Here is a 12,581-nt window from a genome sequence, read left to right as displayed (position 1 = left end):
TAACTTATTCGTTTCGGTCTTCGTTTTTTATCGATCAAAAAATCGTAAATCAAAAAATCCTTAAATGACTATGTTCTGCCTGCAAATTCATTGATCAACCGCACATTCTCATTCATATTGTAATCTGCGTCTATGTGTGGCGCATATTTAAACGGAAAGGTACGCAGGGTAATGGCGGTGGCGGCTGTGGCATTGTCCGGGTTGAAGACGCTGCCTGGTTCGGCAAAAAGCGTGGCATCGTCAATGTCTTTACCGCAATGTTCACAATGGTTGCACCAGTAGAAACCATCTGCGCTTTTGGCCGGGCCCTGTTTGTAAAGCGGGTAGTTGTCCCTGAAGAAATTGAACAGATGGGCTGAGATAACGGATGTTTGCTGAAACAGCGTGAAAAAATCCAGTTCAAACCATACCAGTTCGTCCCGCTCGTTCATGTCTTTTTCATAAAAGAAATCGCTGCCAATAGCGATGACGGGGGTGGTGTTCCGGCAATGCGGACAGGTATGCTGCGCATGGGCAATAATCACTTCGTCAGACAGGATGATGGCGGTGTCCCGGTCAGTAATCCATTTGTCTACCTCCATGATATGATCATAGTTGATATCCGGCAGGTACCAGGTTTGCAGGTTGGCGTCCCACAAAGCCCCTTTTGACTTGGCTTCGGTTTCTTCCGCAGCAGGAACATTCAGTAGTAATGACATAATCTTGGAATGTGGTCACTGAATTTAACAAAAAAAGACCACTCCCGCCTGTTATTTTTTAGGGAGATGACCGGTCTTTTGTTACCTGCTGCCCGGAAGTTTAGTATTTATCGTCGTTGATTTCGATCCAGTAGCCGTCGGGGTCGCGGAAATAGATCTGCTGTACGCCGTCCACTCTTTTGTTGATCGTATTGGGTTTGCCCGGCCAATCCTCGTAGGTGACGTGGTGCTGTGCCAGCACGGCGATAAAATCCTTCATGGAGGGAACGCTGAAGCAAAGATGGGTGTCTTTGGGGTGTACTTCCGCTTTGGCGGCCCCGGAGATGATGTGCAGCTGACTGTGGTCCCCAACCCTGAACCAGCTATGGCGGCCGTCTTTAAAAGGTTCGTCCATTACTTCGAGGCCGATAACGTCCCGGTAAAAAGCAGTGGCGCGCTCCAGGCTGACAACATAAATCGCGATATGGTTCAGCGACGGGTATTTTTTGGTCTGTGCTTGTATGCTCGTGGAAATTCCCATGATGGCAAAGAAAAGAATAACTATCGTCTGTTTCATACAAACAAGATAAAAAAAGATTTATGAATTTTTTGATTTACGATTTTGTGAATAAAAATGCAGCGGAGATTACTCAACATAGAGCAATCTCCGCTGCATTTTAAATTCGTAAATCAACAAATTCGTAAATCCGTTAATGATTTAGTTGCTTTTGAACGCCACCGACTGAATAATCACATCCAGTTTTTTTAACACGGGGAGGTCTGAACGAAGGACTTTATCACCAGTCACCTGGTCATATTGTTTGGGGTCGCCGGTATTGTTGGCTTTCAGCTGGATAACAACGCCTTTGCCTTCGAGGGCGCCGCCCTGCCAGTCGCTTACGAGGCCGCCGTTGGTCCATTCGAAAGCATTGATACGGAAAGGACGGCCGTTTACCTTGATCAGTTTCTCCAGCGGATCACCGGCTTTGATACCGTAAGGAGATTTCCATTTGGAGGGGAAATGGGAAAAGGTAAGGATGTTGCCGTTTTCGCCGTCAAACTGTACTTCCAGTTCGTCGTCGGTGTCAGGATAGATCACGTAAGCTTCTCCTTCTTTGGTGCCTGCCAGATCGGTGGCTTCGCGCTGCGTCACATTGTCTTTACCGTACATTTCCACCAGTTGTTCCGGTGTACGCACCTGGAACAACGGTTTCACCTCCCAGCTGCGTGTATCCGCCACAGTGGTGGTGGCGGCTGCAGGAGCAGCGCCTTCTGTAGTTGCGATGGCAGCACCGGCAGCGGCTGTTTCACCGGCGGAAGCCGTGGCGCTGTTGCTGGTGGAGGCTGTGGCCTGCGCAATAGCGGCCGGGGCCTGTTTGCCGGTCACCGGACCGGTATAAGTCTTCAGAAAATCGCTTTTGTCTTCCAGCAGCGCTTTGGTATCGTTCTTATATTTATTGGCGGTATACGTGGCCAGTGGAAAAACGCTGTTGGTTTGCAGGTCCATGTTGCGCAGATTGGCGATGAACCGCTGCCGGTTACAGTCACTGTACTGGTACAGGTATTTCAACGCTGCGTCCAGGGCAGGAAGATCGTTTTTCAGGTTGAACATAGTGGAATCAATGTCCAGCCCGCCGGAACCACTGCGGTTCAGTTGCTCCGCGATATAGCCGGTAATGGAGTCATTCTTCAATGTATAATGATGGGCCACCCGGGCAGAGAAATCTGCGGCAACAGTTTCCGACAGCTTGGTCTGTGCGCTTAAAGCCAGCGGAAAAATCAGGGCAACCAATACAAAAAGCCTTTTCATGTGCGCGGTATTGAATGATAGTAATAGTGACAGCGATGACTGCCAGAATCATCACTAAATTATGTAATATTTGCCATTGCCGTTGAAAATACTGCGGTGATGGCCGGAATATCTTAAACGTACAGATACTAAAATATAGTATTTTTAAATCCGCCAGGACTTCGTTCCGGCTTATTTTTTTAATTGACGATTGCCTGAATCACCCGTTGTTATGCGAAATGTTTTGTACCTGTTGTTGGTATCCCTGTTAATGTCCTGCGCCGGCCAGAGAACGAAGTACTCAGTAGCGGACGTGCCGGACCCCAAAAAAAGCGGTGGCGGCTATATCAGTAACCCCGATCATCTACTTACTGCCGGAACGGTAAACGGCCTGAATGAAAAACTGGCCACTCTTGATAAGAGCGGCAGGGCACAAGTGGCCATGGTACTGCTGAAAACCATCGGCGACAATGAGCCCCGCGATTTTGCCCACAAGCTGTTCAACTACTGGAAAATCGGAAATGCCAGTACCAATAACGGCCTCCTGGTACTGTTGGTGGAGGATGCCCACCGGCTGGTATTTGAAACAGGCAAAGGACTGGAAGCGGATATGCCTGATGTGATCTGTTTCCGTATCCAGCAGGACTATATGATCCCGTATATCAAAAACGCGGATTATGACCAGGCATTTGAAGAAGGTCTGAAATCCATCTCCGCCCAGCTGCATAGCGGCAATTATGCCTATGATAAAGACGCGCAGCAACCGGTGGAAGACCATTCCCTGCTGCCGGACGCCAGGGATACCCGGGAAGCGCCCGAGCCACAGGCACTGGTGGCCGCTCCGCGCCCGGAGCCGGCAGAGGTTTCCAATGATCCCAATGCGGCAGCAGGAGCGGAGCCTTCAGGCCTTACTGCGGACGAATATGTCGCCAATGCCCGGCCTTTTGTGACGCAGCCCTCACAAACGACTGACTACGCCGTGAGGGGAGAATTCGGCGGCAGCACTTACTTCGCGGGCTTCCTCTGGCTGGTTATTTCGGCAGCTATGATGAATGTGTTCTTTGGGAAAAAGCCGAAGCAGAAAAAAGGCAGCGACCCCATGCCGGTGAGAATTAAAGACCTGCCCAACGACTTCCTGCGCCCCGGTCTGGCGGGCCTGTTCTTCATTCATGTGACGGCCTTCGTCACCCTTAACTTCCTGGCTTTTAAACGAGGCTGGTCCGTCAATTTCTTTACGGCCTTTGTGCTCTATTATATCCTGTGGACGCTGTTTATGATCATCGCGGTGCTGGTGATATCCATCAGGGCAAAAAGCATCCTGCGCGACAAAGACCGTCAACAGCAATGGTTAAGTCACTCCCGCACCGCCAATAGGTTCAGAGCGGCGAAATACGTTTTCCCGCTTCCGCTCTGGTTTTATCTGGCGGGGCTGAAACGGCACATGGACAAGCTGCGGAACAATCCGTACAATTGCCCGGACTGTTCCCATGCCTTGCATAAGCTCTCAGAGGAAGACGAAGATGTCTACCTTAAAAAAGAACAGGTGATAGAAGAAGACCTGATGGCAGTGGATTATGACGTCTGGAAATGTGATACCTGCGATCACCGGATGGTACTGGATTATACCAATGTGAACACGGCGATGTCGGAATGTCCGCATTGCTCCTATATTGCGTTGGAGGCCAAACAGTCTGTCACCAAAAAGAGAGCCACTACCAGGGCGGCAGGTTGGGGTATCACTACCTACACCTGTGCGATATGTTCCTATAAACACGACTACCGTTTTGAGATACCCCGTATCAGGGAATCTTCATCATCTTCTTCGTCATCCTCCTCCTCTTCGTCGTCCTCTTCTTCCAGCTGGGGAGGCGGATCTTCCGGCGGCGGCGGCGCCAGCAGCAGCTGGTAAAAGCGTATAAAAAGGGCGTACCGGATGAGGGTACGCCCTTTTATGTTGTTCGTTCCTTTGTTTTATTGGCCTGCGTCGATTTTACCGACAACCTGGTAACCTGTGCCATTGTTGGTATTTACCTGTTGGTAATACATACCATCGGGTGACAGGAAGTACTGTTGTCCGTTGATCTGTACAGAACGGCTGCCTTCAGGGAGCGCTTTCAGGAGATCACCAGGAACAGCTTCGGTGCCATTGTTGGTGTTGTTGTTATTGTTGTTATTGTTATCCTGTGGCGTAACCACTGTATCGCCGATTTTACCGTTTTTGCCCACTACTTTAAATCGACGGCCGCTGTCAGTCATGGTTTCCTGATAGTAGGTGCCATTCAGCTCGTAATAGGTGTTACCGTTGAACTGTATTTCAGAAGCGCCATCCGGCAGGTCCGGAACAGCTGCGCCCATCGGTGGATCTACCACACGGTAGCCGTTGTTGTCATTGTCAGATTCGTAGTAAGTCCCGCCGGAATAATATATTGGGCCGAATTGAGGGCCAAGGGCAAAGTATCCATATGGCAGGGTGGAAACATAGAATCCAATGGGAGGAAAGTAGTAAGGACGGTACCGGTAATAACGACGGTAGCCTGGTCCATACCATCCATGGCTGTAATAAACGCCTCCGTGGTAAACAGGTCCGCGGTAGCCGTGGTAGAATCCCCTGTTTACAGGAGCCATTGTTCTGGGAGCGCTGAAATTGCTACGGGAACCAAAATTGGGAGCGGACATCCGTGCTCCTCCGCCAAAGTGACCGCCGCCACCTCCAAAATGTCCTCCGCCACCACCATGACGTTGAGCAAATGCGCCGGTTGCTGTAGTTGTGCATAACAGCCCAATCAACACAAACAGCATATAAAGTCTGTTTTTCATCTTCTTCGGATTATAATGTTTAGACTGATACCAGATCAAATAGTTTAAGCGGAAACTCAGGCAGAAGGCGTACTAAGCGCATCCGTGAACTGTTGTGACAATTCGATGATTTTAGCCGATTTCGCCACGGCCTGTACCCATTCCGCAGGAATGCTGTCCAGCCCGTAATGCAGGCCTGCGGCAGCTCCTGCTACAGCACCGGTGGTATCGGTATCGCCGCCGAGGTTGACAGCTGCCAGCACGGCATCCTTGTAATTGCCGGTGTTCAACAGGCACCAGAGCGCGCTTTCCAGCGTGTGAATCACATAGCCGGAACTCTGAATATCGTTTTCTGTCAGATTGGTAATGTTATCCTGTAATATCCGGTTGAAAATCCTGATCTCCGCCGGATTGAACTGTTGTTCGATGATAAAATCATTCACCGCCGCCTGCATGATCTGGTAAGATTCCTGTATGTCTTTTACTGTTAAAAGGTTCCGCAGAAACTCCACATATATGAAACAAGCCATCACAGAACGGAAATGCAGATGCGTAATACCTGATACCTCTTTAACAATATGATAACGTTGTTTAATACTCTCTTCCCGCGCCAGGTAAATGGCTACCGGCATCATACGCATCAGGGAGCCATTGCCGTTTTCAAATTCTTCAAAACCACCGGACAACAAAGGAGAGGTGCCGGCGCCTATCCGCCTTAAAGCACGTTGGGTAGTATGCCCGATGTCAAATACCTTGTCATGTGCGCCCCAGTATCCATCAGCATACCACTTCAGGAAGGTATGGGCCATATGTGTAAGGTTATATCCGTGAGTGAGGCTTTCCGCTGTACAAAGGGTAAGGGAGGTGTCGTCTGAAAAGGTCCCCGGAGGCTGGTTCCAGCATCCATAACCAATAAATTCCCGGATGGGATTTTCCTGGAGGTAGCTCCTGGTTTTGAACTCAACCGGAACACCGAGCGCGTCGCCAATGGCGGTACCCAGAAAAGCGCCTGTGATCTGTTGTTGCATAGAATGGGGATTTATATTGTATATATACTGAAAAACGTGCCAACAAATGTTTTCGGTATGTGAAAGCCGCTGTTTTGTTCAATTTGACCAGCGGATAGAGGTGTGTTCACTCTTGTTCATTAGTCAGATAACCCGGATGGCTGTCTCTTTGTTCGGTTGGCGTTTTATCTTTGCATAGTAACATTTAGTACTGACACCAGCATTCACCCCGGTGGGTTTTTGGTAACAGGAAAGGTTAAACGGAAATTATTACCCAATGTTAACTCCGGCAACTGCCGCCCCATTGTTTGTCTGAAAACAGGCGTCAACAGCTTGTTTGATACGTACCAAGGCAGCTGCCCTTCAAAACCCGATCTCTTATGCACGCTTTTTTGTTCAACGCACATCGCCAGACATGTACCTTCCTCGGAAAATATCATTGCTGCTTTTTTGCTCATTGCTGGCCTAACTAGCCAAAACTGCTTTGACCAACCATTGCTACTGATTCAACAGCAATTTTTATGGGAATAGGTGGATGAAACGGACTGTTTTTCCAAACAGTCCCCCGAAAGAAATTTCTGAGTCCAAATGCAGGTATATAAGATGAAGGCTGAAGGGACTGCCTTTCCAGGCGGTCCCCCTCAGAAAACGTCTTGCTGCCGGCAAACGGACCACTACATAAATGTTGGAATGCCATGTAAAAGAAGGATAGGAAAGGACCATCTGTCCAGATGGTCCGGTTTTCCGCCTCGCATGACAGTACCCAAAGCTACTAAAAGTGCCATATGAACCATGTGGGCAACTGCTATCAACAGCTTGTTCGCAGTACGATTGATTCAGCTTCAGGGACCGTCTTTTCAGACAGTCCCCTGCCAGACAATTCAGGTTGCACCGCAACCTTCATCATAAATAATAAATAAACAGGCTCTATTCATAAGCGAAACGGTGGAATTTAACCACGGACCGTTTGTCCAGGCGGTCCTGCTAAAGATTTTCAGATTAAGGACGGATTGAGAATGGTAAGATCAATATCAGCATAGGCCGCCTTTCCAGGCGGCCTTGTACTATACAACTGATGAGTCATGGGTTAAGCATGGGGCGTTTGTTTAAACTGCCCCGCTTTTTTAACTTCGTCTGGTATGCTTCTGCGGAAGCGATAGCCGGAAACCTGTTAAAACCCGCTTTTATGCAATATCATCAGTTAGGCAGGTCAGACCTGCACATCAGCGAAATCAGCTACGGCTGCATGTCGCTGGGCAGCGACGATGCAGACAACGCCCGCCTGGTACAACAGGCCATAGACGGAGGCATCAACTTTTTCGATACCGCCGACCTGTATGATCACGGGCGGAATGAAATCACCCTCGGGAAAGCGCTGGAGGGCAAAAGACAGGATGTTGTCATTGCCACCAAGGCGGGCAACCAATGGCGGCCGGACGGCAGCGGCTGGGACTGGAATCCCCGCCGGGAGTATATCCTGTCCTGTGTGGAAGAGAGCCTGCGCCGGCTCAATACGGATTACATTGACCTGTACCAGTTGCACGGCGGCACCCTGGAAGATCCTGCGGACGAGACCATCTCGGCGTTTGAAACGCTGGTGCAGCAAGGCAAAATCCGTTATTACGGCATATCCTCCATACGCCCCAATGTGATCCGGACTTTTGTGGAACGGTCCAATATCGTGAGCGTAATGATGCAATACAGCCTGCTGGACCGCCGCCCGGAAGAAAGTTGTTTCCCGTTGCTGGAACAGCACAACATCGGTGTGCTGGTAAGAGGCGCCGTGGCAAAAGGCCTGCTGGTCAATAAAGCACCGGAGCCATACCTCAACTACGATGCTGCCGATGTGGCAAAGGCCGCTGCGGCGGTACAACGTTTGTCCGTTGCCGGCAGAGGGCCAGCGGCCACGGCATTGAGGTATGTGCTGCAACAACCGGCTGTCACGACGGCCGTAGTGGGCATGCGTACCGCTCAACAGGTACAGGATGCATTGGCTGCCGCCGGCGCAGTGCCGCTTACAGCAACGGAAATACAGCAACTGCAACAGGTATTGCCGGTCAACAGGTATGAGCAGCATCGCTGATGCCCATCTAGCAGGATCATTTATTATATTGTAGATAATCAAAAGTCCTTCGTATGCAGAAACTCAAAATAGGCATGCTCCTGTTCCCGGACATGACCATATTGGACTTCACCGGCCCTTATGATGTATTTGTGAAAGCGCCCTGTTTTGAAGTGGTGCTGTTGGGAGAATCCACTGCTCCCGTGAAGGTGGAGGGAGGCCTGACGGTACAGGCTTCCGTGGCGCTGGCCGACAGTCCGCAGCTGGACGTCCTGTTTGTCCCTGGTGGCAAAGGCATCAATCCTTTGCTGACTAACCGCACGGTGCTGGATTTTCTGCGGCGGCAGGCGGCGGGCGCAAAATATATTACCAGCGTCTGCACCGGCGCGCTGGTATTGGCGGCCGCAGGGCTGTTGCAGGGATATAAAGCCACTACGCACTGGCGTTCGCTGGAGCTGTTGCGTATGCTCGGCGTGGACGTGGTGGAAGAGCGGGTGGTGAGAGACCGTAACCGTATCACCGGCGGCGGTGTAACGGCCGGTATTGATTTCGCGCTTACGCTTACTGCCATGATCGGCGGCGAAGAGCTGGCCCGTATTGTGCAGTTGCAGCTGGAATACAATCCGGCGCCGCCTTTCCGGGCGGGTTCACCGCATACGGCGGGCACGCCGGTATTACAGGCTACCCGGGAACTAACGAAACTGATGCTCGAAACCAGAAGAGGTATTATCCGTGAATTGCTGCAGGCGCACGGAATGCCTGCTGCGCCTCAGTCCTGATGGCGCAAACTTCCCGCAGGCCAATCATGCGGCCCCTTTCCGGGTCCCACACTTTTAGCCGGAAGCAGGCGCGTATATCGCGGAAGCGCAATGTGGTAACGGTGACCTGTTGCAGTTCAGGAAACGCCTCCATCACTTGTGGAAGGCGGTAGAAAGGAATACGGGCGTTCAGGTGATGGATATGATGGTAACCGATATTGCCGGTAAACCACGCCATCACCGGGTGCATCTGCATGTAGCTGGAACTCAGCAGCGCTGCTTTGTCATAACACCAGTTGTCATTGTCATTAAACACAACACCCGGGAAATTATGCTGTGCATAAAAGAGGTATGCACCGATGCCACAGGCTATGGTAAAAGGTATGAGTATAAAGAATAGCCAGCTTTGCCATCCCAGGAAATAAAACACTGCTATGCTGCCGGCGATGTGCAATACCATGGCCAGCAGGGAATCCGCATGTTTGCGCGGGCTGCTGGTGAAGGACTGCCAGCACATACCGATCAGGAACATAAACAGGTAGCCTGCCGCAACAGTGGCAGGATGGCGGGTAAACAAATAACTTCTCCGTTCGCCGCGGGACAGCTGCTCAAAGCGCTGGCGCGTTACGATCGGGTAGGAGCCTATGCTGGCGCTGAAAAGCTTTGAATTGTGTTTATGGTGGTAATCGTGCGACCGTTTCCAGATGCTGGTGGGCGCCAGCACATAAATGCCAAACAAGGTCATGATCACATTCGCTATGCGGGAATTATGCAGGATAGCATGATGCTGGTGGTCGTGGTAGATGACGAACATCCGTACAATTAAAAGACCGGAAAGCACGCTGCCGGCTATACGAAAGGGTAGTGGCAGCAAAAGAGTGCTGGCAAGGGCCAGCCCTAACAAACATAAAGTGGTAACCAGGTGCAGCCAGCTCTTGGCTCTTTCCTCACATGCATATGGCTTGGTAGCCAAAATCAAATCTTTGCCTTGCAGCATAATGGTGGGTCGATTTCGTAAAAAATACAGTTGTCTTTATTGTTGAACAGTTGGCCGCTTGTGTTTCCACCGTTTGTGGGACCACAGCCAGGTGGAAGGTTGTGTAATGATATCTGTTTCCAGCTGACGTGTATGCAACGCAGTTATTTCGCCTTCTTTTTCTGTAGAAGGGGAGGCCGTAAGCATATGGGCAGATACGGTATAGTAGCCTCTTTTGTCCCGTTGTACGCTGACGTATACTACCGGGTAGTTTAATTTCTGGGCAATCTTTTCTGTTCCTTTGAACACAGGCGTATCCTGGTGGAGGAAGGTCATCCAGTGCGCTGTCTGGGGCTGTGGCGCCTGGTCAGCGATAAAGGCTGTGGCGCTCACATGGTCACGGTTTTTTACCATGTCCCGGAAGGTGTCCTGCATGGCAATGAGTTTGGTCCCGAAGCGGGTACGCATTTTATACATCAGGCCATTAAAATGTTTGTTGGCCAATGGGTGATAGATCACATACAGTTGCTGCCGGCATAGGATGCTGAAGGTATTGCCGGCCCATTCCCAGTTGCCTTTATGCCCCATTACCAGCACCACGCTCTGTTTGTTCGCTGCCAGCTGTTCAAAGAGGGCAATGGTCTCATCGGTGAAACGGCAGTGCTGTACCATCGCTTTTTTGCTGATAGTCAACGTTTTGAACGTTTCAAGAAAAAGATCACAGAGGTAGTGGTAGAAGTCACCGCATATCTTTTTAAGCTCGGCCTCGTTTTTGTCAGGAAAAGAATTGCGAAGATTCTGCATTACCACTTTTTTCCGGTAGCCAAGCAAGCGGTACAGCAACAGGTACAGCAGGTCGCTGACGAAATACAGCATCCGGAAAGGCAGCAATGAAACAAAGTAAATTACTGGCAGTAACAAGTAATAGGCAATAACAGTCAAGTCAGCGTAGGTTTTTGTTGCTCTGACGAGCATTATGAAAAATGTAAATATATAGGAAAGACGGAACTTTTCACAATATAGCCTTAAAAACACGGCATTGTTAGGTTTTATTATCTTTATCCAGGCATCTTTTATAAACTTTAACATATACAGATGAACACTATCCGACACCTGACAAGATGGGCCTGTATGGCTGCGGTTATTGGCTTGTACAGCTACTGCGCGCGTTCTCCGTATGCGGCCACCAATAAAATATACCGGCAGAAAGCCAAAGGGTACGCGCATGTGATACGCGAACAGCCCGGCGCCCTGCCCGGCGAAAACGGTATCAGGCCTGCATGGTGGGCTGGCACCACCAACTACAATCTCCGCAAACCGAATATGGTCATTATCCATCATACTGCCCAAAATTCATGTGAACAAACACTGAAAACCTTCACCCTGGAGCGGACGCAGGTAAGCGCCCACTACGTGGTATGCCGTGATGGTACCATTCACCATATGCTGAATGATTACCTCCGCGCCTGGCATGGCGGCGCTTCCCGCTGGGGAAATATTACCGATATCAATTCCGGTTCCATCGGTATCGAGCTTGACAACAACGGCGCAGAACCCTTTTCTTCCGCACAGATCAACAGCCTGATCATCCTGCTGGACACGCTGCAGCATCGCTACAATATCCCCGCTGCCAACTTTGTGGGCCACGGAGACATTGCCCCCGGCCGCAAAGTAGACCCCAGCGCGTATTTCCCCTGGCAACAGCTGGCGGCAAAAGGTTTCGGCCTCTGGTACGATGACACTGCCCGGATAACGGTTCCTCCCGCATTCGATAAATGGCAGGCCCTTCGTATCATCGGCTACGACCTGAAAGATACCACCGCGGCCCTGCAAGCCTTTAAGCGGCACTTTATGCCGCAGGACACCGTCCTCCCCTCACCAGACACCGACAACAAAGTGCTGTACAGCGTGATGAAAAAATACCAGTAGCCGGGCCTTTGGAGCAATGACACTTCAGGGGCCGGTTACCCCTACGCCTATACTTTATTTATTTTGTGGAGTGCGATAAATGAAGTATTTTAATAATGAGTTAGATCGAACCTGTAACCAAAATCTGAGACCCAAACATCACAACGGCATTGCTATTACCTATTTCCTTGTTATCATAATTTTCTCTTGCCATGAAACGCACACTCCAATTCCACCTGTTGCTGTTGCCAGCTGCCCTGTTTTTAATGGCTGCCGGCCAACGGCCCGCTTCTGCAAAAATCCATTACCAACCTGTGTCCGACACCACCTGCCTGGTAAAAAATGAAACTTCCTTCGATTTCGCTGACAACCTGCGCAAAAAAATCAATGCGCTCATTGAAGACAGAGTAGCCGGCGGTATTGAAGAAAAAGGCATTGTTACCTGGGAAAACTCACCCGATGCCCCCGAATACTACCAGATCGTACTGCGTAAAAACAAAATCACTATCAGATACAAGGGCACCATCTGTCAGGATAAACTTATTGCTGCCAACCTCGATACCTGTAAGATCGAGCTGAAAAAATTACTGAACCCGTAACAGCATCAC

At 50.2% G+C, this 12,581-nt stretch carries 12 protein-coding genes; 5 read left to right on the top strand and 7 right to left on the bottom strand.

The window, feature by feature from the left end; translation table 11 throughout:
* Nucleotides 1-68: 68 nt before the first annotated feature.
* From ACTJJS_RS23660 to ACTJJS_RS23650, 3 genes are all read right to left on the bottom strand, one after another.
* Nucleotides 69-698 (bottom strand): DUF5710 domain-containing protein, encoded by a 630-nt coding sequence (locus tag ACTJJS_RS23660; protein WP_168871583.1) that lies wholly within the window; start codon nt 696-698, stop codon nt 69-71.
* Nucleotides 699-798: 100 nt separating this feature from the next.
* Nucleotides 799-1,254, bottom strand: a complete 456-nt coding sequence (locus ACTJJS_RS23655) for a VOC family protein (protein ID WP_440665486.1) — start codon at nt 1,252-1,254, stop codon at nt 799-801.
* A gap of 141 nt (nt 1,255-1,395) precedes the next feature.
* Nucleotides 1,396-2,487: a hypothetical protein gene (locus ACTJJS_RS23650; RefSeq protein WP_440665484.1), complete on the bottom strand. Its 1,092-nt coding sequence runs from the start codon at nt 2,485-2,487 to the stop codon at nt 1,396-1,398.
* Nucleotides 2,488-2,698: 211 nt separating this feature from the next.
* Between ACTJJS_RS23650 and ACTJJS_RS23645 the strand changes: the two genes are divergently transcribed.
* Nucleotides 2,699-4,375 carry a TPM domain-containing protein gene (locus tag ACTJJS_RS23645; protein ID WP_440665482.1) on the top strand — a complete coding sequence of 559 codons (1,677 nt, stop codon included), beginning with the start codon at nt 2,699-2,701 and terminating at the stop codon, nt 4,373-4,375.
* Between the two features lie 62 nt (nt 4,376-4,437).
* Here the strand turns inward: ACTJJS_RS23645 and ACTJJS_RS23640 are convergent, their stop codons facing one another.
* Entirely contained in the window at nt 4,438-5,283 is an 846-nt protein-coding gene (locus ACTJJS_RS23640; RefSeq protein WP_440665481.1) for a DUF6515 family protein, read from the bottom strand.
* A 56-nt stretch (nt 5,284-5,339) separates the two neighbouring features.
* Nucleotides 5,340-6,290, bottom strand: a complete 951-nt coding sequence (locus tag ACTJJS_RS23635; protein WP_440665479.1) for an ADP-ribosylglycohydrolase family protein — start codon at nt 6,288-6,290, stop codon at nt 5,340-5,342.
* A 1,054-nt stretch (nt 6,291-7,344) separates the two neighbouring features.
* Here ACTJJS_RS23635 and ACTJJS_RS23630 point away from each other — a divergent pair.
* Nucleotides 7,345-8,352 (top strand): aldo/keto reductase, encoded by a 1,008-nt coding sequence (locus ACTJJS_RS23630; protein WP_440665478.1) that lies wholly within the window; start codon nt 7,345-7,347, stop codon nt 8,350-8,352.
* A 53-nt stretch (nt 8,353-8,405) separates the two neighbouring features.
* A complete protein-coding gene (locus ACTJJS_RS23625) occupies nt 8,406-9,110 on the top strand; it encodes a DJ-1/PfpI family protein (RefSeq protein WP_440665477.1) in 705 nt (234 codons plus the stop codon).
* On the opposite strand, the gene ACTJJS_RS23620 is transcribed toward ACTJJS_RS23625, so the two are convergent.
* Both ACTJJS_RS23620 and ACTJJS_RS23615 read right to left on the bottom strand, forming a co-directional pair.
* The gene (locus ACTJJS_RS23620) at nt 9,058-10,062 is read right to left on the bottom strand and encodes a fatty acid desaturase family protein (protein ID WP_440665476.1); all 1,005 of its coding nucleotides are present in this window, start codon (nt 10,060-10,062) and stop codon (nt 9,058-9,060) included. The genes ACTJJS_RS23625 and ACTJJS_RS23620 overlap by 53 nt on opposite strands.
* A gap of 60 nt (nt 10,063-10,122) precedes the next feature.
* Nucleotides 10,123-10,986, bottom strand: coding sequence for a lysophospholipid acyltransferase family protein (locus tag ACTJJS_RS23615; RefSeq protein WP_440665475.1), 864 nt, complete (start codon nt 10,984-10,986; stop codon nt 10,123-10,125).
* Between the two features lie 174 nt (nt 10,987-11,160).
* Here ACTJJS_RS23615 and ACTJJS_RS23610 point away from each other — a divergent pair, with 174 nt between their 5' ends.
* The gene (locus ACTJJS_RS23610; protein WP_440665474.1) at nt 11,161-11,994 is read left to right on the top strand and encodes an N-acetylmuramoyl-L-alanine amidase; all 834 of its coding nucleotides are present in this window, start codon (nt 11,161-11,163) and stop codon (nt 11,992-11,994) included.
* A 191-nt stretch (nt 11,995-12,185) separates the two neighbouring features.
* The gene (locus ACTJJS_RS23605) at nt 12,186-12,572 is read left to right on the top strand and encodes a hypothetical protein (protein WP_440665473.1); all 387 of its coding nucleotides are present in this window, start codon (nt 12,186-12,188) and stop codon (nt 12,570-12,572) included.
* The last annotated feature ends 9 nt before the right edge of the window (nt 12,573-12,581 follow it).

It is taken from the genome of Chitinophaga sp. 22308, from assembly GCF_052045305.1.
Lineage (GTDB): Bacteria > Bacteroidota > Bacteroidia > Chitinophagales > Chitinophagaceae > Chitinophaga > Chitinophaga varians_A.
Note: the sequence above shows the minus strand (reverse complement) of the source record. Positions and strands in the feature narration are given on the sequence as shown.

What these genes read in the sequence shown, in the direction of transcription:
- ACTJJS_RS23640 (WP_440665481.1), bottom strand. Translation starts at nt 5,283, where the DNA reads ATGAAAAACAGACTTTATATGCTGTTTGTGTTGATTGGGCTGTTATGC.
- ACTJJS_RS23630 (WP_440665478.1), top strand. Translation starts at nt 7,345, where the DNA reads ATGAGTCATGGGTTAAGCATGGGGCGTTTGTTTAAACTGCCCCGCTTT.
- ACTJJS_RS23610 (WP_440665474.1), top strand. Translation starts at nt 11,161, where the DNA reads ATGAACACTATCCGACACCTGACAAGATGGGCCTGTATGGCTGCGGTT.
- ACTJJS_RS23650 (WP_440665484.1), bottom strand. Translation starts at nt 2,487, where the DNA reads ATGAAAAGGCTTTTTGTATTGGTTGCCCTGATTTTTCCGCTGGCTTTA.
- ACTJJS_RS23655 (WP_440665486.1), bottom strand. Translation starts at nt 1,254, where the DNA reads ATGAAACAGACGATAGTTATTCTTTTCTTTGCCATCATGGGAATTTCC.
- ACTJJS_RS23625 (WP_440665477.1), top strand. Translation starts at nt 8,406, where the DNA reads ATGCAGAAACTCAAAATAGGCATGCTCCTGTTCCCGGACATGACCATA.
- ACTJJS_RS23645 (WP_440665482.1), top strand. Translation starts at nt 2,699, where the DNA reads ATGCGAAATGTTTTGTACCTGTTGTTGGTATCCCTGTTAATGTCCTGC.
- ACTJJS_RS23605 (WP_440665473.1), top strand. Translation starts at nt 12,186, where the DNA reads ATGAAACGCACACTCCAATTCCACCTGTTGCTGTTGCCAGCTGCCCTG.
- ACTJJS_RS23635 (WP_440665479.1), bottom strand. Translation starts at nt 6,290, where the DNA reads ATGCAACAACAGATCACAGGCGCTTTTCTGGGTACCGCCATTGGCGAC.
- ACTJJS_RS23660 (WP_168871583.1), bottom strand. Translation starts at nt 698, where the DNA reads ATGTCATTACTACTGAATGTTCCTGCTGCGGAAGAAACCGAAGCCAAG.